This window comes from Synechococcus sp. W65.1 (genome assembly GCF_047461615.1).
Lineage (GTDB): Bacteria > Cyanobacteriota > Cyanobacteriia > Thermostichales > Thermostichaceae > Thermostichus.
Map to the genome: position 1 here is coordinate 48,918 of NZ_JANSHI010000008.1, position 23,237 is coordinate 72,154.

The following is a 23,237-nucleotide window of genomic DNA, read 5'->3' on the forward strand; positions in this document are numbered from 1 at the left end:
TGCTGCGGGATCCCTCTTGCGCCTTTCTCGCCAAAAGGCCCTTGCCCGAGTGCGCCAACGGGCAACTCGTCCCTCTCGCCTACGCCGGCCCAGGGCTTTTAAGGAGGTGCTGCTCAGGGGCTTGGGCTTCAGCCTAATTCTGGGTCTGACGATGGCTGGCCTGTCGCGCCTGCTGCAATCCACCGCCCCTCCCCGGACAGAGCAGGTGGCAGCAGGATCTGGGGATCCCCCCCCTGCCTTGCCCACAGACTTCCTCAAAGGAGAGGAAATCCCTGCTTTGCAGGAGCGCTTAGCTGCCCTGGCCGACCAGCCGGGCCTGACGGTGGGAGCCTTGTTTTGGGAGGTGGAAACTGGCGCCTTTGCGGGGGTGAGGCCGGATCAGGTTTTTCCTGCTGCTAGTGTCCTCAAGATCCCGATTCTCCTAGCCTTTTTGCAGGCAGTGGACACTGGGCAGGTGCGGCTAGATGAAAAGCTAACGCTGCGGGAAGAGCTCAAGGGGGGGGGAGCCGGCCTTTTGCAAACCCGTCCTCTGGGATCCCAGGTCTCTGCTCTTGAGGCAGCCACCCTCATGAGCACCGTCAGCGATAACTTTGCCGCCAACTTGATCCTGGATCGCCTGGGCGGTCGAGAAGCCCTCAACCAAAAGTTTCGCCAGTGGGGGCTGCAACACACGCAGATTTCTCAATGGCTGCCAGATCTAGAGGGCGCCAACACCAGTAGCCCGCGCGATATGGTCTGGCTGCTCAGCCAAGTGGAGCAGGGGCGCCTGCTTAGTCGCCGCAGCCGCGACCGCTTTTTGGACATCCTCTGGCGCACGCAGCGGCCCTCCTACTTTCGCCCTGGCCTAGACCCAGAAGTGCGCATTGCCCACAAGACGGGAACCCTCAGCTCGGTGGTCGGAGATGCCGGGATCCTCGACCTGCCCAACGGGCGGCGTTACATAGCGGCGGTGTGGGTGAAGCGGGAAACCCCCAACGATCCCAGAGCGGAGGAGCTGATTGCCAAACTCTCCCAGGCCGCCTACGAGTTCTGGTCGACTGTAGAAGCTCCGGCGACCTCAGCTTTGCAGCCCTAGGCCATCTCAGCACCTTGCCAGCAGAGCGCCTGAGAATGGAATTAGCCGACAAGCAAGAACGCTATGGCCACAACGGCTCGAGCTTCTGGAGGGGGAGATCCCTACATTAAGCTGGGTCAATTTCTCAAGCTCACGGGAGTTGTCCCCACCGGCGGGCGGGCTAAGCAGCTCATCCAGGCGGGGCAGGTGCGCGTCAACGGCGAGGTGGAAACCCGGCGGGGGCGCAAGTTGCGCCCAGGGGATGCAGTGACGGTGGCAGGCCAAGTTTGGCAGGTGCGCTGGGAGGGTGCCAGAGCTTGCGCCTGGCGCCAAGATCCCACTCCGCCAACTCGGCCACTGCTGGCCTAAGCTGGGAACAGATGTCTTTTCCTAGCTGAGCCTCCTGTGCAGGGTGATTCTCCCCCTTTACCCCCCTCGCCACCCCCTTCTCCTGCGTTGAGGGTGGTGGAGACGGCTTTCTTGGCCAGCACTGCCGCTTTGATCTGGATCTTGAGCTACACGCCGCTGGCCCCGCTTATGCGCCTGTTTTTCCCTATCCCGGTGGCACTGGCCGTGATGCGCTGGGATCCCCGCACTGGGGCCATGGCGCTGGGGGTCTCCGCCTTGCTGCTGACGGTGCTGATGGGGCCCACCCGCAGTATCCTCTATGTCATTCCCTACGGCCTTCTAGGCTATTGGTGTGCCTGCCTGTGGCGGCAACGCCTCTCCTGGTATCTCTCGGTGGTCAGCGGCGCTGCCCTCAGCACTTTTGGTCTGGTTTTCCAATTGCTGCTCTCCTCGCTGCTGCTGGGAGAAAACCTCTGGATCTATCTCACCATCCAGCTCACTGGCCTGACCAACTGGCTGCTGGACGTGTCTCTGGGCCGATTCGGCCTGTACTGGGTGGCGGAACCTTGGATGGTTCAGGTGGTGGTCCTAGGGTTTATTGCCTTTAACTCCCTTGTCTATGCATTTACTGTGCATTTGGTGGCAGCCTTGGTCATGGAGCACTTCCGCTGTCCGCTGCCACCGCCGCCAAAGTGGGTGCAATTTTTGCTGGACTAGCAGCCTCCTATACTTCTTGGGGAGGCTATCGCCATAAGATTAAAGTTAGATTGAGACCTAGAGGCTCTGCCTTCGTTGCCTAGGCCCTATGAACCCTATTCCCCCCCCTGCCCACCCCTACCAGTTCCGCGCGCTGGGCTTGATTAAGGGATCCCTGAAGCCAATCCCGAAGACCTATGCCCAGGCGACGCTGGTTGCCAGCGATGGCGTGGAGTACCCAGCCACCCCTGGCCGCGCCGGGCTGCTGCGCCCTTTTACCCACTGTATTGAGAGCGGCCGCACCTACTGGTACTACGTGCAGCCCCAGCCGCGCTCGGGGGGCACTCTGGGCCTAAGCGTCATCCGCATCCTGGCTCTGCCAGAGGAGGAGCAAGACCCAGCGGCAGAAGATGAGCCTTTTTTGCCTGCCCCTGAAGATGCGGAGGAAGGCTTTAACATTCGCGGCGTTGTCGAGCCCCACGAAGGCTACATCTGGGTAGCAGTGCGGCGCAAGCCTCAGGGGAGCAAACAATTTCCCCCCCTGCGGCTACGCCTGGAAGGGTTTTTGCCAGGGGCTACAGCGGGGGAGTTCTGGGATCTGCTGGCGGAGCGGGAAGGTCACAAGCTGCTGCTGGTGGATGGCAGCCGCCTCTTGACAGCCGTAGCCTAGGTGCTGAGAACTAGCCCAACTGTACCCCAGGATCCCTAACTGATGGTGTCTGCTGCTGGCTTGTCCCAACGGGTTGCCCGCCTTTCCCCTTCGGCAACGCTGTCGATCTCGGCCCTGGCCAAAGCCATGCAGGCAGAGGGTCTGGACGTCTGTATCCTGAGCGCCGGCGAGCCGGACTTTGACACCCCTGAACATATTCGGGCGGCTGCCATTCGCGCCCTGCAGGAAGGCAAGACCCGCTACGGCCCCACCGCTGGGATCCCCGCCTTGCGCCAGGCGGTAGCCGACAAGCTGCGTCGGGAAAACGGCCTGGACTATAGCCCCGAGCAGATCTTGATTAGCAACGGCGGCAAGCAAACCCTGTTTAACCTGGCCATGGTGCTGCTGGATCCAGGGGATGAGGTCATCCTGCCCGTCCCCTACTGGGTCAGCTATCCCGAAATGGTGGCTCTGGCAGGCGCTCAAGTGGTGCGGGTTCAGACCCAAGAGGCCCAGGGCTTCAAGCTCACTGCCGACCAGCTACGTCAGGCCCTCACCCCCCGCAGCAAGTTGCTCATTCTTAACTCGCCAGCCAACCCCACCGGCGCTGTCTATCACCGGCACGAGCTGGAGGCGCTGGCGGAGGTGATCCTCTCAGTTCCCCATCTCTACGTGGTCTGCGACGAGATCTACGAGAAGCTCGTCTACGGCGAAGCTCGCCACCTCAGCCTGGGATCCCTTTCTCCAGAGCTGCTGCCGCGCACTATCCTTAGCAGCGGCTTTGCCAAAGCTTATGCCATGACCGGCTGGCGCATCGGCTACTTGGCAGGGCCAAAGCCCATCGTCGAGGCGGCCATCAGCCTGCAAAGCCACAGCACCTCCAACGTCTGCACCTTTGCCCAATACGGTGCCCTAGAGGCCCTCACCAGCCCCCTTTCAGCGCCAGCGGTAGAAAAGATGCGCCAAGAGTTCTGGCGGCGGCGGGATCTGATGCTGGAGGGGATCCGCACCCTGCCAAAGGTAAGCTGTCCGGAGCCAGAGGGCGCATTTTACATCTTTCTCAACATCAGCCAGACCGGCTTGAGCTCGGTGGAGTTCTGCCAACGGCTGCTCAAAGAGCACCATGTAGCTGCCGTGCCAGGGGTGGCCTTCGGAGCCGATCACTGTATTCGCCTCTCCTACGCCGCCGACCGCGTCACCCTGGAAAAAGGTCTGGAGCGACTGCACCGCTTTCTCTCCTCCCTCTAAGGCGGGAAACTGGATGCTGCCAGCGCCCTGGTTGACCTAGAGGAGCTTCTTGACGATGAAGGAAGTAGACCTGGCCAAAGCCATCCAGCAGCGGCGCACTTTTGCCATCATCTCCCACCCTGATGCTGGAAAGACCACCCTTACGGAAAAGCTGTTGCTGTACGGAGGAGCCATTCAGGAGGCTGGAGCCGTGAAGGCCCGCCGCGCTCAAAAGCGGGTTACCTCCGACTGGATGGAACTGGAAAGACAGCGGGGTATCTCCATCACCTCGACGGTGCTCCAATTTGACTATCGCGACTTTCGCCTCAACCTCCTCGATACCCCTGGCCACCAGGACTTTAGCGAAGACACCTACCGAACCCTGGCGGCAGTGGACAACGCCGTGATGCTAGAAGATGCCGGCAAAGGGCTAGAACCCCAAACCCGCAAGTTGTTTGAAGTCTGTCAAATGCGGCGGCTGCCGATTTTTACCTTCATCAACAAGATGGATCGCCCCAGCCGGGATCCCCTCGAGCTCATGGACGAAATCGAGAGCGAGCTGGGCCTTAAGCCCTATCCTGTTACCTGGCCCATTGGCTCAGGGGAGCGCTTCACAGCTTTGTTTGACCGACGCACTCACGAGTTTCACTTCTTTGAGCGAGTCTCCGGGGGACGGCTACGAGTCAAAGATACAGTTATTAAACTCGGGGATCCCCAAGTGGAAGACCTAATCGAAAAAGATCTCTACTACCGATTTAAGGAAGAATTGGAGATCCTGGATGGCCTTATGCCCAGTTTGGATCTCAAACAGGTTCATGCTGGGAAACAAACTCCTGTCTTTTTCGGCAGCGCCATGACCAATTTTGGGGTGGAGCTGTTTCTCAATGCGTTTTTGGAGTACTCCCTGCCGCCAATGCCCCACGAAAGTACGGCTGGGCTGATTTCTCCAGAGTATCCTGAGTTCACAGGCTTTGTCTTTAAGCTGCAGGCCAATATGGATCCCCGCCACCGGGATCGCATTGCTTTTGTGCGCATCTGCTCCGGCAAGTTCGAGAAAGACATGGTGGTCAACCATGCCCGCCTCAACCGCCCAATCCGCCTATCCTACCCCCAGAAATTGTTTGCTCAAGAGCGCATCTCCATTGACGAAGCTTACCCTGGGGATGTGATTGGCCTAAATAACCCTGGCCTCTTTACAATTGGGGATACGCTCTACACTGGCCCAAAGCTGCGCTACGCCGGGATCCCAAGCTTTTCCCCGGAGCTTTTTGCCTATCTCAAAAATCCCAACCCCTCCAAATTTAAACAGTTTCAGAAAGGGGTGTCAGAGCTGCGGGAAGAAGGGGCGGTGCAAATTATGTACTCCCTTGACGAATCCAAACGGGATCCAATCGTGGCCGCGGTGGGCCAGTTGCAGTTTGAGGTGCTGCAGTACCGCCTGGAACATGAATACAACGTTGAAACCCGCCTGGAGATGCTGCCCTACACGCTGGCTCGCTGGGTAGAAAACGGCTGGGAGGCTCTTCGGGATCTTCCCAGTCTGTTTAACACTCTGATTGTCAAGGATGTTCAGGATAGGCCGGTTCTGCTCTTTAAGAATGAATGGACTCTGCAGCAATTTGTCAGTAGCAATCCCAAGATTAAGCTCAGCAAAATTGCTCCCACTGCCGATCTCAGCCTAGAAGCTAACAGCAGCCCGTAAAGCCCCTCAGAGGACCTCCTCCGGCGCATTCCCCGAAAAGGGTGCTGGTGGCCAGAAAAGCTGCAGCCGGTTGCGTCCTGCCCGTTTGGCTTGGTAGAGGGCCTCATCGGCTTGCTGGAGGGCAACCTCTGGCGGCAGGGGGTGATCTTCGCTAATCACGACCCCGCCAATGCTAATGGTTACGGGCAGTCTGCGACGGGGTGAAACCTCAACGGGACGGCTGGCGATAGCCTGGCGCAGCGACTCAGCATACCGTTGACAGCGCGAGGGGCTTAGACCAGGGGTAACGCAGACAAATTCCTCCCCGCCGTAGCGGTAGAGCAGGCTGGAGGGGCGGAGGTGCTGCTGCAGCCGTTCAACAATGGCCTGGAGAACGCAGTCGCCGATGAAGTGGCCGTAGGTGTCGTTGATCTGCTTGAAGTGATCCACATCCAGCATCAATAGGCAGAGGTAGCGGTAGCGGGCTTTCCCTTGCGGCCCCACCTGCTGCAGCAAACGGGGCAGTGCCTGGTCAAGGGCGCGGCGGTTCAAGGCTCCAGTCAAGGGATCCGTCAAAGCCAGAGACTCCAACAGCTCGTTGCGGGCTTGCAGTTGGCGGTTGGCCTGAGCCAAAGCTTGGACAAGCCGCTGTAAACGCAGCCCTGCCTGCACCCGTGCCCGCAGTTCCTCAGGAGCCACCGGCTTAGCGATAAACTCATCTGCCCCCGCCTCCAACCCCTGAAGGCAATCCTTGAGTTCAGAGCGGGCCGTGAGGAAAATGAAGTAGACAAACTGGCCAGCGGTGGTTCCCTTGAGACGGCGACAGAAATCCAGCCCTGACAGCTTGGGCATCACCCAATCGCAGATCACCATATCCGGCCACTGGCTTTCGTCGAGCGCCTGCAGCTGCTCCCAGGCCATCTGGCCATCTTCCCAGGTTTCCACCTGGTAGCCACAGGCTTTGAGAACCTCGCCCACGGAGCAGCGAGTCACCGAATTGTCGTCGACGACCCAAAGGCGGGGAACCTGATCCTTAAGCTGGCTCCACGCCTTCTCCTCCAGGGACTCAGGTACTGGACTAGAAGAATCCCCGCCCCTGTAGTCAGACGGCAGCATGAGGAGAAACCCCCAAAGTCTAGCTACAACTAGAAGTAGGGGTGGCTAAGTAGGTAGAGGCAGGGGGGCCCTCCCCTACCGCCTGCTGCAACGCCTCTACAAATTCCCGCACCCGAATGGGGTCAATGAGGGGGAAAAGCTCTGCATGGCCTGTCAGCATACCCCCAGAACGAGCCAGCCGCTTGAGGGAACTGGCCACGATCACTCCATCGGCGTGCTGGATGAGGGTACCAATGTTCTCAGCGGTGGCCCCTGAGCCAATGAGAAGGGGTACCTGAGGAGCAACTTGGCGGGCTAGCTTGAGATCTTCCAAAAGAGGCGGCTTGCCGGTCGCCTCGCCGGAGACAATGATGGCATCGGCAAGTCCTCGCTCCACTGTATCCAGGATAGCCGCCTCAAGGCTAATGGGGCCGAGAGGCTGGGCGTGCTTCACCAGCACATCGGCGAAGATTTTAATGTCTTGGGCCCCCAGCTCGCGGCGGTAGCGCAGCAAGCGGTAGGCATTCCCCTCGATGAGGCCCTGGTCGGTCACCATTGCCCCGCAGAGGATGTTGACGCGGATAAACTGCGCTCCCACACAGGCGGCAATGGCTAGAGCGCTACAGCCATCGTTGCGCAGGACGTTGATCCCGATGGGCAGGGAGACCAACGTCTTAATCCGCTGGACAACTACCGTCATGGCGCTCACCACCGCCGCGTCTACCTGATCCTTGGCAAAAGGGGCATCGTAGAAGTTCTCGACCAGGATCCCGTGAACGCCCCCTGCAGCCAAGGCCGTGGCGGCCTGTTCCGCTTGGGCAATAACCTGCTCCAGGTTGCCGCCCCAACGGGGGGAGGTGGGCAGCGGCAACAGATGGACCACTCCGATAACGGGATGGGAAGTTTTGAAAAGGTGTTGCAGCAGGCTCACCGGCAGGCTCCCTTGGGGATCCTTAACCAACAATCTTACGCCCGGATGGGATCGAGCAGGCTCCCTGCCGGCTAGCAGCAAGGCCGCGCAGCAGGCGAGGAACCAGGCTTGGCCCTTCATAGATCCAACCGGTATAGACCTGGAGCAAACTGGCGCCGGCAGCAAGCTTCTCCAGGGCGTCGTCTAGGGTAAAGATGCCCCCCACGCCGATAACGGGCAGCTGTCCCCCCGTGGCCTGGTGGATGTAGCGGATGATCTGGGTGGAGCGCTCTCGCAGCGGGGCGCCGCTGATGCCGCCGGCTGCTGTTGTCAAAGGCCCTAGACCAGGGAGGAAGCGGGTTTTCAGGTTGTCGCGGCGCAGAGTGGTGTTGGTGGCGATGATCCCAGCCAGGCCGTAGGCTTGAGCTAGCTCCAGAATGGCGTCAATCTCTGGCCAGTCTAGGTCGGGGGCAATCTTGACCAGAAGAGGCTTCTTGGCTTGGTTTTCCTCTTGGAGAGCGGCCAGGATGGGCTCCAGGTGCTTGGCAGCCTGCAGGGATCGCAAGCCTGGCGTGTTAGGGGAGCTGACGTTAACCACAAAATAGTCCCCCAGCTCCCGCAGCACCCGAAAGCTGGCCAGGTAGTCGGTGGCGGCGGCTTCCAGCGGCGTGGCTTTGCCTTTGCCCAGGTTGACGCCAATGGGGATAAGACGTTGACGCAGCCGGCGCAGCCGTTCGGCCAAAGCTGCTGCTCCCTGGTTATTGAAGCCCATGCAATTGAGGGCAGCCCGATCCTGGGGCAGCCGAAATAGGCGCGGCTTTGGATTGCCCGGCTGGGGCTGGGGAGTGACGGTGCCCACCTCCACAAAGCCAAAGCCCAGGTGGGGCCAGACTCCCAAAGCTACGCCGTCCTTATCCAAGCCTGCAGCGAGACCCAGGGGATTGGGAAAGCTCAGCCCCCACAGCCGCACCTCCAAGCAGGGATCCCGATAGCAGAAGAGGCGTTCCAAAAGACTCAAGATCCCCGTGGCCTGGGTAACATCTAGCCACTCCAAGGTGCGTAGGAGCGCCACCTTGAGGGTTTCTGGGTCAGCCCTTAGCCCGGAAAACAGTAGCGGCTGCAGCAGATCCCGGTACAGATTCACCCCTAAACCCCTCTTTGCCAAGCCATATTACCTGAGCCAGCTCGCTTGCACTCCGCGGTGCAGGGCTGTTGCTAGATTGGGGTTACAGCTTTGACTCCCCTCCTTCCGCCGGAAAAGGGGATGGGGGCAAAACCAGGATCCCTGAGGCTAGCGCTATGACTATCCCTCTCATCCAAAGCCCAGAGCTTCTGGAGAGTCGGCTCAAGGAGATCCCGGCTGAGCCTGGTGTCTACCTCATGCGAGATGCCAGCGATCAAATCCTCTATGTGGGCAAATCTAAGAAGCTGCGCTCCAGGGTGCGATCCTATTTTCGCTGCCTTGGGGATCTCCCCCCTCGCATTCAGCGCATGGTAGCCCAGGTGTGCGAGATCGAGTTTATTGTAACTGATAACGAGAGTGAGGCCCTGGCTTTAGAAGACAATCTGATTAAAACCTATCAGCCACCCTACAATGTTCTCCTCAAAGAGGATAAGAAGTACCCCTATTTGTGCATTACATGGTCAGAGCCCTACCCTCAGATTTACATTACCCGCCACCGCCGTCTCGACCGAAATCAAGATAAGTACCACGGGCCCTATACCGATGTAGGCCTGCTGCGGTACACCCTTGGGCTAGTGAAGCGGATTTTTCCCTTGCGCCAGCGTCCCAAGCCACTTTACAAAGATCGCCCCTGTTTGAACTACGACATCGGGCGTTGCCCTGGTGTCTGTCAGGGCTTGATCAGCCCTGAGGAGTATCGCAAGACCGTTGCTCAAGTGGCGATGATCTTCCAGGGGCAGACGGACGAGCTCATCCGGGAGTTGAAGGAGAAAATGGCCCAGGCGGCTGAGCAAGAAAATTACGAGGCAGCAGCGCGGTATCGGGATCAAATCCGCGGCCTAGAACAGTTGGGCGAATCCCAGAAGGTGTCTTTGCCCAACTCGACAGTTAGCCGCGATGCTCTGGCCTTGGCGATGGACGACTCGCGGGCTTGTATTCAGTTGTTTCAGGTGCGAGCGGGCAAGCTGGTGGGTCGGCTGGGGTTTGTGGCCGAAAACCGGGGCGACGATCCAGCCCTGATTTTGCAGCGGGTTTTGCAGGAGCATTACCAGTACTGCGATCCGGTGGAAATTCCCTCGGAAATCTTGACGCAGTACGAGCTGCCGGATCGCGATTTTCTCGAGTCTTGGCTAAGCCAAAAAAAGGGGCGCAAAGTCAGTCTCATTGCCCCCCAGCGGCAAAGTAAAGCCGAGCTGATTGAACTGGTGGAGCGGAACGCCCAGCTGGAGCTAGCCCGCAGCCAGCGCTTGGCAGACCGGGAGGCAGCAGCCCTGGAGCGCTTGGCAGAAGTTTTGGATCTGCCGTCAGCCCCCCGCCGCCTGGAAGCCTACGATATTTCCCACATTCAGGGATCCGATGCGGTGGGCAGCCAGGTGGTGTTTATCGACGGCCTGCCAGCCAAGCAGCACTACCGCCGCTACAAGATTCGCAACCCCGAGGTGCGTCCTGGCCACTCCGACGATTTTGCCAGCCATGCCGAGGTGGCGCGGCGTCGCTTTAGCAAAATGACCCCTGAGGATCAGCCGGACTTGGTGCTCATCGACGGGGGCAAAGGGCAACTGGCTGCAGTGATGGCTGTTCTGGCGGAGCTGGGGCTAGATCACCTGCCGGTCATTGCCTTGGCCAAGCGGGAGGAGGAAATCTTTCGGCCTGGGGATCCCGAGCCGCTGCGGCTGCCGCCCCAAGATCCAGCTCGCCTGCTATTGCAGCGCCTACGGGATGAGGCCCACCGCTTTGCCCTTGCCTACCATCGCCAGCAGCGGAAACTGCGCCAACAGGCTTCTGTTTTGGAGGAGATCCCTGGCCTAGGCAAGCAGCGCCAAAAGCTGCTCATGGAGGCGTTTCGCTCCCTTGCCCGCATTCAAGTGGCCACCGAAGAGCAGTTGGCCCAGGTGCCAGGCATTGGCCCCAAGCTGGCCCGCCAGATTTACCGCTACTTCCACCCAGACGCCGAAACCGAGTTGCCGGCAACAGTGCAACCCGCCTCTAGCCAAACCTAAGTCTGAGCTGGCGTATCATCGTGGAGTCCGCCATTCTCGGCTAGGGGAGCCAAGTGAAGGTAGCGCTGTTGCAACTTAACTATACCGTTGGCGATCTCAGCGGCAATGCCGAGCGCATCCGTGCGGCGGTCGAGGCGGCAGCAGCCAAGGGGGCAGAGCTGGCGATTACTTCTGAGCTGGCCTTGTTGGGGTACCCGCCCCGGGACCTGCTGCTCTACCCTGCTCTAGTCGAGAGGGCAGGCCAAGTTTTGCAGCAGTTGGCTGACCGGCTGCGGGATAGCATTCCGGTGGTGGTGGGATCCGTGCAGCCCAACCCCCTGCCGGAGGGGCGGCCTCTCTACAACGCCGCGGCCTGGCTAGAGGGGGGGCAGATCCGCCACTGGTTCCAGAAGTCGCTTTTGCCCACCTACGATGTCTTCGACGAAGACCGCTACTTTGAGCCGGGATCCCAGCCCCAGCCTGTCCAGTACGGCGGCTATCGCCTGGGTTTCACCATCTGTGAAGACATCTGGAACGACCGCGACTTCTGGCAGCACCGCCGCTACCACCGGGATCCGGTAGACGAGATGGCCCGCTGCGGCGCCGATTTGCTCATCAATCTGTCGGCCTCGCCTTTTAGCCTGGGCAAGCAGAAATTGCGGGTGGAAATGCTGGGATCCCTGGCCCGCAAGCACGCCCTGCCCATCCTCTATGTCAACCAGGTGGGGGGCAACGACGACCTCATTTTCGACGGGGCCAGTTGCGCCCTAGACTGCCGGGGCCGGGTGGTGGCCCAAGCCGCTGCCTTTCAGCCGGACTGCCTGATTGTAGATGTGGAGGCGCTGGTTCACCCTCCTGAGGAAGGCCCGGAAGTTCAGGGATCCCGCTGGCCAACGGAGCCGGAAGCAGAGCTCTACGAGGCGCTGGTCTTAGGCACCCGCGACTACGTCAGCAAATGCGGCTTTCGCGAGGTGTTGCTGGGCCTGTCGGGGGGGATTGACTCAGCGGTAACTGCCGTCATTGCCGCCGACGCCCTAGGGCCGGGGCGGGTGCTGGGGGTACTCATGCCCTCTCCCTATTCCAGCCCGGGCAGCCTGACGGACGCCTACCAACTGGCGCAGAACCTGGGGATCCCTACCCTGAAGCTGCCCATCCAGTCGATTATGGAGAGCTACCAGCACCTCCTGGCTGAGCCCTTCGCTGGCCTGCCCTCTGACATCACGGAAGAGAACCTGCAGTCGCGCATTCGCGGCACCTTGCTCATGGCCCTCTCCAACAAGTTTGGCCGGCTGCTCTTGACCACGGGCAACAAGTCGGAGCTGGCGGTGGGCTACTGCACCATCTACGGGGATATGTCCGGCGGCCTGGCCGTGATTTCCGATGTGCCCAAAACCTGGGTCTACCGCCTGGCCCGCTGGATCAACCGCCACCAGGAACGGATTCCCCTCCCCATCCTCACCAAGCCCCCCTCAGCAGAGCTGCGGCCCGGCCAGAAAGATAGCGACAGCCTGCCTCCCTACGACTTGCTGGACGCTATTCTCCAGCGGCACATCGAACAGCACCAGTCGGCCGCTGAGCTGGTGGCCCAGGGGTTTGACCCTGACACGGTGCAGCAGGTGCTGTGGCTGGTGCAGAATGCTGAGTTCAAGCGCCACCAGGCTCCCCCTGGCCTACGGGTTACCGATCGGGCCTTTGGCACCGGCTGGCGCATGCCGATTGCCAAGCGCCAAGAAGGGATCAGCTAAAGAACAAAGAGCCTGCTCCACGGCAAGCTTGATCTGGTGCTAGGGCCTGAGGGGGATCACTGAATGAGACCTAGCCAGGAGGCGACGCCTTGGCCTGTTACCGCTTCGATGACAATGGCCAGCACAAAGCCAATCATAGCTGCGCGGCCGTTGAGGCGCTCGGCGTACTCGTTAAAGCCAAACTTGGGCTCAGACAGGTTGGGGTTGGACATGGAAACCTCCACAAGCGGCACCTGCCCTTCAGTATACTTTGCATTTCTTCACGATCGCAACCTCAGCCGCTTCTCGCCTTAGGGGCTAGGCTTTGCCTTCCCTGTTACAAAAATTCGGAAATCGCAGCCTTCTTGCCGACTAGGGATCTCCTCTAGTCCTTGATTCACCAGACAATTGGCCACTTTGTGGCATAACCAACCTTCTGCCTTGACGTAGATGGGCTGAGCTAGTAGGCTTGCAAGTACATCTTTTCTGGTAGGCATTTTGCCTAGGCTAAAGTTGGCTCCGTCTTTAGCCGGTGTGCCTTATGTGGGCAAGGAGCAACTACCTGCAGCTCGCGGGGAAGTTACGCCTGTGGAGATCCCTCTGGCGGGGTGGTAGGGGTGGGCTCTGCCACTAGCCATGGGTCGCTGAAGCAGGAAGAAAGGCTCAACGCCGAGCGAAAGTCTGCTTTTGCCCGGGGCTGTATAAGTCTTTCAGAGCGGTAATCTGAAGGGCAGGTAATGGAGAAAACCTCTATGGCGATTCAGCGCGGTGCCAAAGTCCGTGTCTTGCGGAAAGAATCCTACTGGTATCGGGATGTGGGGACAGTTGCGGCGGTGGATACCAGCGGCATTCTCTACCCGGTGATCGTCCGCTTTGACAAGGTTAACTACTACAACATCAACACCAACAACTTCCGCGAAGACGAGCTGGAAGTGGTGGAGGAGCCCAAGCCCAAAGCCGCTTCCAAAAAGTAAACCCAAGCCCTCCCGTGCCCGAGCTGCCGGAGGTTGAAACCGTTAGGCGGGATCTGCAGTGCCTGACTCTTGGCCTGCGCATCCTGGCGGCAGAAGTGCTTCTTCCTCGCACCTTGGCCTACCCCGGCCAAGAGGAGTTTGTGCGGGGGCTGGCTGGCGCCTATTTGACCCAGTGGCGGCGTCGGGGCAAGTATCTTCTGGGATCCCTGGACTCCGGAGCGGTTCTCGGCGTGCACCTAGGCATGACGGGGCAGTTGCTCTGGGTTCAGGGATCCGCGCCTTTGCCAGCCCATACCCGGGTTCGACTGCGCCTGGAGCAGGGGTGGGAGCTGCGCTTTGTGGACCCGCGTACCTTTGGCCAGATGTGGTTGGTGCCTGCCGGGGTGGAGCCGGAGGCGGTGATCACGGCTTTGCAGAGGCTGGGGCCAGAGCCGTTTTCGCCCGCCTTTTCAGAAACCTATTTCCAAGCCGCCTTGCGGAAAAGCCGCCGCCCCATCAAAGCCGCCCTGCTGGATCAGTCGCTGCTAGCGGGAGTGGGCAACATCTACGCCGACGAAGCCCTGTTTTTGAGCGGCATCCACCCCTTGACACCTGCCTCGCAGCTTTCCGACGCTGCCAAGAGCCGCCTGCGAGAAGCCTTGATCCGGGTGTTGCAAGCGGGGCTGGAGCAGCGGGGCACCACCCTGCGCGATTACCGGGATCTGCGGGGGCTCAACGGCAACTACCAGGGTCAGGCGTGGGTATATGGTCGAGAAGGGGATCCCTGTCGCCTGTGTGGCACCCCGATTCAGCGGATCAAGCTGGCAAGCCGCTCAGCTTACTTTTGCCCCCACTGCCAGCCGCCTTGAGGGCAGACCTCTGGTGAACGGTTCCCCGTGAAGAAGATGGCCTGGCCTCGGTCTTGGGGCAGTCTCAGTCTCCTCGCCCTGTGGGGGATGGGGATCCCGGCACCTCCAGCTTTTGCCCAACTGGAGCTTGAGGCCCAACTGGGTCGATCCCAAGTCGTTCTTCCTGGCCGAGATTGTCCCGCCTGCGATCTGACGGGAGCCGTACTGGCGGGAGTGGATTTGCGGGGGGCCAACCTGAAAGAAGCCATCCTCAAGCAGGCCAATCTACAAGCTGCCAACCTCTCCCAGGCCATCCTCAACTTGGCCGACTTGCGCGGCGCCAACCTGAGCAGCGCGGATCAGGGGGGAGCCTTTTTGTGGGAAGCGGATCTCAGCCGAGCCAACCTGCAGCAGGCCAATCTCACAGGGGCCAATCTTCAGGTAGCTAACCTCAGCGAAGCCGATTTGCGCGGGGCTGTTCTTGCCGGCGCCGACCTGACGAGAGCCAACCTGCGCCAGGCCGATCTGCGCGGGGCCGACCTGCGGGGAGCTTTTCTGGAAGAAGCCGATCTGACCGGTGCCCTGTACAATGCTCAGACCCGGCTGGATCCCACCTTCAACCCCAAGACCCGCGGCATGGTCTTTGTAAAATAGCTCCTCTCCAGGCTGGGGGTGAGGGCACTTTATTGGGGATCCCTCTTTTGGGCAGATTAAGTTGTGCCCTCTTCCTGGCCGGGATCCTATGATTTCTCCTGTGCGCGTGCTCATTGCCGACGACCATCCTCTGTTTCGGCTAGGGATGAGGTTTGCCCTGGAAGCCCAGGGGTTTGTGGTGGTAGCCGAGGCCGAGACCGGATCCCAGGCTGTTGAGTACTGCCGCCACCACCCCGTCGACGTGGCCCTTTTGGATGTGCGCATGCCTGGTGGGGACGGGATCGCTGCCTGCCAGCAGATTGTCGAGCTGGGCCTGCCGGTGGTGGTGGTGATGGTGACGACTTTTCACGAGCCGGCCCTAATCGAAGCAGCGCGGCGGGCGGGGGCCAAAGGCTACCTCTCCAAAGAAACCGAGCCGGCGGAATTGGCCCGCGTTATCCGCCAGATCTTGGCCAACCCCGACCACGACTGGCTGCCCGCCCCCCAGGAGCTGCCCAGGCTTACCCCCCGCGAGCTATGCGTGCTGCAACTGATGAAGGAGGGCCTAGCCAACAAACAAATTGCTCGCCGCCTTGGCATTAGCGTCGAAACCGTGAAAGAGTACGCCAGCGCTGTCTACCGCAAGTTGGACGCCACCGACCGCGTCACCGCCCTGCTCAAAGCGCAGCAACTGGGGATTTTGTAAAAGCTTGGGAATCCTGAAAAGAGCAGGCTGTCCCTTCCCCCCACCCGTGGGGATGTCTGAGACTCGGGATCCCTTGCATACTGTTGCTATCTTGGCACTCGCATACTCCGGGATACAGCCATGTCTGCTCCTTCCCCGCTGTTGCTCAAACTTGTCCTGCGCTTGCTCAGCTCTCTGAAGATCCCGGTGGATCGGGGCAGGATCCGCGAGCGCGGCTTTGTGCTGCCAGTGGCGATTTTAATCGTGCTGGTGCTGAGCTTGGTAACGGTGGGGTTGCTTACTCGATCTACCCAGCGCACCATCCAAACCCAGGTGGAGCGGGCGGAGCAGACGGTTAGCCGACAACTGAATGCCGCCATCGACCGGGCGCGGGCCAAGATCGACTACCTCGTCCGGGATCGCCGCCTGCCTGTCAGTGCTCCCACTGATGAGCAATTCACCTCTGCCCTGCTCAACGATGGCGAAGTGGTGCCTGCGGAAGCCTCGGATCCCTACACCCTTCCCGACGAGGAGCGTTTCCTGTTGACCTACACGGCTCGCGTGCCCGATCCCCAGAATCCAGGTCGGCGAATCGAAGTGCGGCGGCAAGCCCCGGCTTGGTGGTTTTTGGTGGATACCGACAACAACGGCCTCAATGACTCCGTAACAGCCTATACCATCCTTCATGCTCGTCGTGCGCCGGTAGAGGGCCGAGACAGACTGGAGGGCTTTGAGGGAAATATCAGCGATACTGAACGGGCGCGGCGACTGGTGATCCGCAGTGGTCCACTGCAGGGTTCGGCCTTGGCGGGGTGTACCGATTCTCCGGCTGGACAGACGGTCAACCCCAACGTGGGGGACTGGTTCCAGGTGGGCTCATCTTTGCAAAAGCCCTTTCAGGTCTATGCAGTTACTCTTCCCATTGAGGGGGCCGACTCCACCACCCGCGCCATCTCGGCCTTGCAGTTCCAGCAGGATCGGAAGCGGGATCTGCTCAACAAGTGGGGGGTCTTTAGCCGCGGCGATGTAGAGTTCTTCTTCACCCCCGGCTACAACTGGAACGGCGCCATCTACGCTGGGGGCAGCCTCTTTTTCCGGTATGGCTCCAACAACTTGTTCCGGGCTTTCACCATCAGCTCGGAGCAGTCTTGCTTCTACATGCCGCGGGAAAACTCCGAGATTACCGCCTTTGGAGAGCTGGTGGCAGGGGCCATTGGCTACGCCGGCCAGCAGGTGAGCGATACTCTGATTTTCGATGTTCACTCTGGCGAGCAAGACAAAGCGCCAGAGGTGCTGGCTCGGTTGAACAACCAAAATTTTGACTCGGTGCAGAACCAGGTAGAGCCAGAAAATGTGGCGCTGGATCCCTTGGAGCTCCACCTTTTTGGTCGCATGCGCAGCCGGGGATCCTATGCCCAAGATGCAGAAGGATTGGCACGTTCTCCTCTCAACGGCCGGATTAAAGCTGGCGGCTTTCGGTCAACGACAGACCAAGTCTGCCCCCCCTACGTGGACGATGTGTATCGGGCCGACAACCGCTTTGGCCCCAAAGCCAGCTATGACCGTCCACCGGTCGAACCTGACCCGCAGAGGGGCTGCGACGTGGACACCTTTGCTCAGAGGTTTGGTGTCGGTGCCGGTAGCCCGATTCCTCCTAATGCCAGGAACAACCAGAATGAGTCTTTGACCGAGGACAACCCACCCCCAGGCGCCCTTTCCGAGGTGGGCTTGGATGGCTATTGGGAGCGGCGGGCCCGTGTGGAAGGTCTGCGGGTGATCGTGGGCCAGCGGCTGGAGCTGACCCGCACCGATTCTTTGCCTCTGCCTTTGGTGCCGGCTGGGAATCCCGACGATCCCACCAAGCTGCAGGCCATCTTTATCAGCAACGAGGCGCGGCAACGCCTGACGCTGCGAGATAACCCGGCGGCGGTGCAGGCCACAGCCGTTTACCACTACAGCCAACGAGATGGGCGCTTCCCCATTGCTTGCCTGGCCACGGTAGCCCACCCCGGCACTCCCTGGAGCTTGCAGCGGGCTTCTACGTTTCCCGCGGGTGACCAGAGCAACCAACTGGGTATCAACTTCTTTACCGGCGAGGGCACCAACGTTTGGGAGTATGACCCCGAGCCGATGCGGGAGCAACTGCGGCGTGGCACTCCTTTGTGGACGGCGCTCACCAACCTGGCTAATTTTGCTGGCGATCCCGACGGGGCCTACCCACCTAGGCAAGAGCTGGGCCGCATTCACCCGGATCCGTTCATCACCGCCTTTGGCAACTTCTCCGAGCTGCGGCGGGTTATTGATATCGTCAACCGAGGCACCTCTGTTGACCAATTGAGCCTGGCCGACCAAACCACCCTGCAAACGGCAGGCTGCATGTTGGGCATGCTGGCCGACAACATCCTGCGCATTCGGGATGCCGCCGAGGACGGGGATCCAGGAGCTCAGATCCTTTGGAACGACATCCAAGCCAGCCGAGCTGGGGACCGAGAAGCGGCCAACCGGTTTTATCTGCCGCTGCGCTACATTTTCCCTCTGCAGACCTTCCACCACAGCGTGCCTCCCAACCCCAACGATCCCCTTGAAGATGAGCGGAGGCAGGCCTACCCCTTCCTACAGGGGCCAGTAACCTATCAAGCCGTGGTGGATCTGGAATCCATGAGGCTGGAGCCCCGGCCTACCATTGACCAGTGGACTTTGCCCCATGCCCCAGCCAATTGCACTGCTGCTGGCCCCAATAGCAACCAATTTGATCTCATTCGGATTGGTAACGAGTGTCGTCGCGTGCCCTTCAAAGATTCCGTCTTTTACGATGGCCGCGAGGCGATGGCAGTGCGGGCCCTAAACATTGACCTGGCCCTTTTGACCAACAATGTCAGGGATCAGGCCAACGGGTTGATCAACGGAGATACTTGGCTGCCTGCCGGTGTGCAAGAAGGCCGCGAGGGTGGCATTTTCTACGCCTTCCGGGAAGATGCCGTGCGGGAAGATGCCATTGCCCGCCCACCCTTGGGCACTTTTGATGACACTGATGATAGCTACCTAACCAGATGGCGCAACGCAAACGCCCGCGGCACTTTGGGCAGCGCTGGCGTTATGAACGCCGGTCAGCCGAATCGAGGCACGGCCAATAATGGCCAAACGGTCTGGGATCCCCCTGTTTCCGATGCCGGACTTAGCCCTAAGCCGGTGGACTACTACGCGGATCCGGATCGGCGGCCCTACGGCTTCCGGCTGCGCAACGGGGCAGTGTTGGCCCGCAGTGTGTTTAACCCCAGTAACGACATCAAGCCTACTGAAGCTCTCTTTGGCTTGTCCTTCATTTCCGATAACCCTGTCTACATCCAAGGGGACTTTAACCTGCACCAGACGAGGGACGGGCAGCGGCTGGAGGAGTTCACAACTCTTCTTAACTTCGGAGCAGACGGCCTCTACAGCAACTTCTACGGGCGGCGGCGGGCCAATGAAGACCGGCGCTTTGCTCGGGTGGTAGACCCAAACAATAGCCGGGAGCCTGCCGATCTCTGGCGGCCCAGCGAGGTCTTGGGCGACTCGGTGAACATTCTCTCTGCCGACTTCTGCGATGGCAGCATTGATGATGCCTTTGTCCAGGATGGCACCCTCAATGGCGGCGGCGTTAACTACAACCCCAGGCAGGACTACAACGGTGGGCGGGCATCAGCCCCTCGCCGCAACGACTACTACGGCTGCAGCGGGGATAACCTAGGAGCCAACACTTCTTTCCTCAACCAAGCGCTGGTAATCCGCGGCAACAACTGGCCGGCTCCGGATCCCACCAGAGGCGGCGCTGGTGTCCTCCGCTTCGACAACACCAACGGGGCCCAGAACCTAGGCGACAACCTCAACCAGCCGGGTTGGCCGGATGTGTTTGCCCGCGACACCATTCTGGCTCCCTTCAACAACGCCGATTCGGATCCCAATAACGATGACAGAACGGCGGGCGGTGGCGTGCTGGCAGTGCGGCCCTTGCGGGCACCCGATGTGGGCTATGCCAACTTCGGCACCCGCATCTCCGCTTTGGGCAACCCGGTGCTGGATACCTCCCGCTGGGTGCTGGTGGCTCCGCTGGGACCCTGCCCGGATCCCGGCGGCTCTGGGTTGCTGGCCGAGTACTACAACGGCTGGCTGACCAGCCCGCAGAACCAGTACAAACGCGACACAGGGTTTGCCACCAGCGGAGTCGTAGGCCCCCTGCTCGGAGCTGCTCAAGATGCCAACCTGCCCTACCTGCGGGCGGTGCGCTGGCCGGATCCGGTGTTCCCGGCGCAAGGCGTGCCCGATGCCCTTGGTCAGTTTAACAACGGCTTTACCAGCAGTGCTCACACTTGCCCCACGACCAACTTGGACAGCGCCAACAATGACCAACGCTGGGCCTGCGTGCGCAATGCTATCGATAACCCGACCAACCTAGCCCCCTTTGCCCGCAGCGGCAGCGGTTTCCCTTGGTGGGGAGGCTTCCAGTACTTTTTCGGCAGCAGCACATCGCTGAACTCCAACTCTCCCTTCAAGCGGCGGCTGTATGACGACTCTAAGTGCAACAGGTCTTTGGCGGACATTCGGGAGCCCCTTTGCCGCTTGTCGGCGCCGGCTGGCACCCCAGATCGACGGGATCGCGGCGACTGGTTCTGGATGCCTAGTTGCGGAGAGCCAGATGGCAACAATGGTTTTACGAATCTGCTGACCGACGCAGATGATCTCAACTTCCCGGGTCACTTCAACTTCCAGCGCTCCTGCTGGCGGCGTAGAAGTGGGGGCGGGCCAAATGGCAACAACAACGGCAACGACTTTTTCGTGGTGCGCTGGGTAGGGGAGCTGTATCCCCGTTGGCCTGGCCTACAGAGCTACCGTCTCTTCAGCAACGATGGCGCGCGGCTGATCATTCGACGGCGGGACGGCTCCAGTGCCACTTTTGTCAACCATGGAGCCTGGAACGGAACTTCGCTCAGCCTAGGGCCCAATGCTGCGGGTGCCGAAGCCTGGGAGGATAGGCAGGATAGCGGCGGCAACGGTAACCTGGTCACCCTGCGATTAGAGCTGGAGTGCGCGGATCCATCCCAGCCCTCGCCCTACTTGGTGGAGATCCAGACCTACGAAAATACCGGCGATGCCTTCCTGCGCTTTGCCACTCGCGATGGCAGTGATCTAGAAAACTACGACCTGCGCTACCTAAAGCCGCTGCCGCCGGTCAACAAACCTTGCCAGCCGGATCGGAATAAACCTCTGTTACCCAACCAGAAGTACTGCGAAGCCCCTCTCAATTGCAATCCCATCTGGACAGACTGGAGTCCTGCATGTAGAACCGACATCTGTGTGGCCACCACCATCACCCAAACCAGAACGGCCACCTTGCCTGCCGGTTGCCCTGGCAGCGCGCCAACGCCGGAAACTCGGCAGATCACCTGCCAGCCGCAGTACAACTACGGGCCTTGGTCAGATTGGACGCCTCAGTGTACCCAGCAGCAGCAGTGCAGCCGGGCTACCATTACGCAGAGCCGCACCCGCACTGTAACCCCGCTCTGTCGCAGCCAAAGCCCCTTTGTCGAAACTGAACGCCAAACCATCACCTGCCAGCCTCCGGAGCCTACCTGCACCTATACAGCCTGGACTCCTGCGTGCACGGTGGCCAACGGCGGCCTGCAGATAACTCAGAGCCGCACTGAGACCTGCACCTCGATTTGCGGGACCACCACCCGGACGCAAACCCAAACGGTTACCTGCCCGAAGACTTGCAACTACAGCGAGTGGAGCCCCTGGTCACCCCCAGATTGCAGCCAGGTTCAGGTTGCCTGCGGCCAAACTAGAACGGTTACCCAAACTCGAACGCGCAACCTAATTGCCAGCACCAGCAGCCCCACCTGTCCAGCAACCGAGACGCAGAGGCAAAATCTCACCTGCCAGGGGCCTCCCTGCGGGCCGAGCACTTTTGCTCCAGAAACTCCCTCCAAGAGCCCTCTGGGCGAGTGGATGGCGGCCAAGCCCAACACGGTGGAGCTGCGACCTGCTCGGGAGGTGCAAGCGGATCCAGAACCCGAGACGGTCAGCGTGCATAGCGTGGCCAAGGCTTCTACTGAAGGCGTGACCATTGCCTTGGAGCCGCAGCTCTCGCCGGTGCTGGAGGTGAAGGCAGGGGTGCCCAAGCCGCCCAAGTGGCCCAGCCCTGCCGAGGCTCTGCAAGCGGCCTTTAACTGGATGTTTGGCGAGCCAGCTTATGCCGCCCGCAATGGCCTGAAGGGCAACTTGCCCTCTCAGATTGCAAATCCTAGCAAGGAGCCTGGCATCCGCCCGGCTATCAGGGGAGCGGCTCTACAAGGCCCGTTTACAGAGAGAACCCGCCCCTGGGCCCGAGCGCTAAGGCGCAAATTACTTAGTGAAGATCTGACGGTGGGCTGCCCCTTGGAGGAGGAAGGCCCAGATTCCGAAGGCGGCTTCTGGGTGCCGGGGGTATTTCGCCCCAACTTCAACGACCGCTTCAAGTACACCGCCTACACCGGTAACAGCCGCCCCAGCACGTTGCGCTTTGTGGACAAAAACGGCAACAATCAACCGGATCCGGATGAGATTCGAGATCGGGATCCGCTGTTTGGGTTGGATCTGGTTCCTGAGCCTCCCGGCAACCCCATTCAGCTAGAAATTCAGCCGCAGATGGTGCTCAACCCCTATGCCCGAGTCAACAAAAGCGCCGCGACCCAAGCCTACACTCCCGCGTCCAAGTATGCGGACGGATACTACATTAACCACGAGGGCAGTGAAGATATTCGCAATGGCCTCTGCTTCTACGTCAAGCCCAACGGCAACACCATCCAGGTTCAGATCGACCGTAACGGCGGCGATGGCGATGGCCTGGTCTGGGTGGATGTGGAGCCGTTCACCCTGGACCTGAACAGTCCCGCCACTGGCTTTGCCGACAAAAACCCGGTGCTGGGGGTAATCCTGGATGAGGTGACCCGTCGGCCCATTCCCATTCCCCGCTTCCAAGAGCTGGCTTCAACCGATGTGAACCAGCGCCGCCGCAACGACAACGGCACCCAAAACCGGCAGCTCCAGCCGGCCAGGGAAACGCGGGTGAATGCCATTGCCATCAGCGGCACCCTGCCCTCGCGGCTGCATCAAACCGCCGGTGGCATGCACAACTTCCTACGCCTCAACGAGCTGTGGAAAGATACCAACCTCTTCTTCAGCGGCTCGATGATCCAGCTTAACTACAGCACCTACGCCACCGGCCCCTTCCTGCAGCACAGCTTTGAGCCACCCGATCTGGTAGACGATCCAACCTTTGTGCGGGGCTTCGACTACTACTTCCCGCCCAATCGCCGCTTCGGCTATGACGTGGGCTTGCAAATTGCCCGCCGCCCCGGCCCTGTGTCGTCCCGCTTCCAATTCCCCTCCAACACGCGCACCGAGTTCTTGCGGGAGCTAGATCCACAAGATCCGTACGTGCGGCGGCTGCGCTGCGCACTCCAGAATCAGCCGGGTGTGCGGCTGGATCCGTCTGCCCGGATTGGTGGCTGCGAGGAGTTCAACTGATATTGACCTGCCCGGTTAGGGGCAGAT

General features: G+C 60.4%; 17 protein-coding genes. 13 read left to right on the top strand and 4 right to left on the bottom strand.

The features are described from left to right. The first annotated feature begins 16 nt into the window (after positions 1–16). From NW806_RS06045 to NW806_RS06070, 6 genes are all read left to right on the top strand, one after another. Positions 17–1,075 carry a serine hydrolase gene (locus NW806_RS06045; protein ID WP_414410400.1) on the top strand — a complete coding sequence of 353 codons (1,059 nt, stop codon included), beginning with the start codon at positions 17–19 and terminating at the stop codon, positions 1,073–1,075. 63 nt (positions 1,076–1,138) lie between these two features. Continuing rightward, positions 1,139–1,423, top strand: coding sequence for an RNA-binding S4 domain-containing protein (locus NW806_RS06050; RefSeq protein WP_414410401.1), 285 nt, complete (start codon positions 1,139–1,141; stop codon positions 1,421–1,423). A gap of 36 nt (positions 1,424–1,459) precedes the next feature. Continuing rightward, positions 1,460–2,119, top strand: coding sequence for a DUF2232 domain-containing protein (locus NW806_RS06055; protein ID WP_414406259.1), 660 nt, complete (start codon positions 1,460–1,462; stop codon positions 2,117–2,119). 88 nt (positions 2,120–2,207) lie between these two features. Then, positions 2,208–2,768, top strand: coding sequence for a hypothetical protein (locus NW806_RS06060; protein WP_414395766.1), 561 nt, complete (start codon positions 2,208–2,210; stop codon positions 2,766–2,768). 42 nt (positions 2,769–2,810) lie between these two features. Continuing rightward, positions 2,811–3,995, top strand: a complete 1,185-nt coding sequence (locus NW806_RS06065; protein WP_414395767.1) for a pyridoxal phosphate-dependent aminotransferase — start codon at positions 2,811–2,813, stop codon at positions 3,993–3,995. Between the two features lie 55 nt (positions 3,996–4,050). Further along, positions 4,051–5,676: a peptide chain release factor 3 gene (locus NW806_RS06070; RefSeq protein ID WP_414410402.1), complete on the top strand. Its 1,626-nt coding sequence runs from the start codon at positions 4,051–4,053 to the stop codon at positions 5,674–5,676. Between the two features lie 6 nt (positions 5,677–5,682). On the opposite strand, the gene NW806_RS06075 is transcribed toward NW806_RS06070, so the two are convergent. The 3 genes from NW806_RS06075 to NW806_RS06085 are packed head-to-tail and all read right to left on the bottom strand — an operon-like array spanning position 5,683 to position 8,804. Then, on the bottom strand, positions 5,683–6,771 hold the full coding sequence (locus tag NW806_RS06075; protein ID WP_414410403.1) for a diguanylate cyclase: 1,089 nt from the start codon (positions 6,769–6,771) through the stop codon (positions 5,683–5,685). Positions 6,772–6,790: 19 nt separating this feature from the next. Continuing rightward, on the bottom strand, positions 6,791–7,681 hold the full coding sequence (btpA, locus tag NW806_RS06080) for a photosystem I biogenesis protein BtpA (RefSeq protein ID WP_414406263.1): 891 nt from the start codon (positions 7,679–7,681) through the stop codon (positions 6,791–6,793). Positions 7,682–7,703: 22 nt separating this feature from the next. Continuing rightward, positions 7,704–8,804 (bottom strand): quinone-dependent dihydroorotate dehydrogenase, encoded by a 1,101-nt coding sequence (locus NW806_RS06085; RefSeq protein WP_414410444.1) that lies wholly within the window; start codon positions 8,802–8,804, stop codon positions 7,704–7,706. A gap of 155 nt (positions 8,805–8,959) precedes the next feature. Between NW806_RS06085 and uvrC the strand changes: the two genes are divergently transcribed. Together uvrC and NW806_RS06095 are read left to right on the top strand one after the other, a co-directional pair. Continuing rightward, complete coding sequence (gene uvrC, locus NW806_RS06090) at positions 8,960–10,843, top strand: excinuclease ABC subunit UvrC (RefSeq protein WP_414410404.1); 1,884 nt, start codon at positions 8,960–8,962, stop codon at positions 10,841–10,843. 53 nt (positions 10,844–10,896) lie between these two features. Continuing rightward, entirely contained in the window at positions 10,897–12,567 is a 1,671-nt protein-coding gene (locus tag NW806_RS06095; protein WP_414410405.1) for an NAD+ synthase, read from the top strand. Positions 12,568–12,623: 56 nt separating this feature from the next. Here the strand turns inward: NW806_RS06095 and NW806_RS06100 are convergent, their stop codons facing one another. Next, positions 12,624–12,779, bottom strand: a complete 156-nt coding sequence (locus tag NW806_RS06100; protein ID WP_414395779.1) for a chlorophyll a/b-binding protein — start codon at positions 12,777–12,779, stop codon at positions 12,624–12,626. Between the two features lie 519 nt (positions 12,780–13,298). Here NW806_RS06100 and NW806_RS06105 point away from each other — a divergent pair. From NW806_RS06105 to hpsA, 5 genes are all read left to right on the top strand, one after another. Then, a complete protein-coding gene (locus tag NW806_RS06105; protein WP_414395781.1) occupies positions 13,299–13,520 on the top strand; it encodes a photosystem I reaction center subunit IV in 222 nt (73 codons plus the stop codon). 14 nt (positions 13,521–13,534) lie between these two features. Further along, positions 13,535–14,368, top strand: coding sequence for a DNA-formamidopyrimidine glycosylase (locus tag NW806_RS06110; protein ID WP_414410406.1), 834 nt, complete (start codon positions 13,535–13,537; stop codon positions 14,366–14,368). A 36-nt stretch (positions 14,369–14,404) separates the two neighbouring features. Further along, positions 14,405–15,001, top strand: coding sequence for a pentapeptide repeat-containing protein (locus NW806_RS06115; RefSeq protein WP_414406267.1), 597 nt, complete (start codon positions 14,405–14,407; stop codon positions 14,999–15,001). A gap of 88 nt (positions 15,002–15,089) precedes the next feature. After that, complete coding sequence (locus tag NW806_RS06120; RefSeq protein WP_414410407.1) at positions 15,090–15,686, top strand: response regulator transcription factor; 597 nt, start codon at positions 15,090–15,092, stop codon at positions 15,684–15,686. A 120-nt stretch (positions 15,687–15,806) separates the two neighbouring features. Next, positions 15,807–23,210, top strand: coding sequence for a hormogonium polysaccharide biosynthesis protein HpsA (gene hpsA, locus NW806_RS06125; RefSeq protein WP_414410408.1), 7,404 nt, complete (start codon positions 15,807–15,809; stop codon positions 23,208–23,210). Positions 23,211–23,237: the final 27 nt, after the last annotated feature.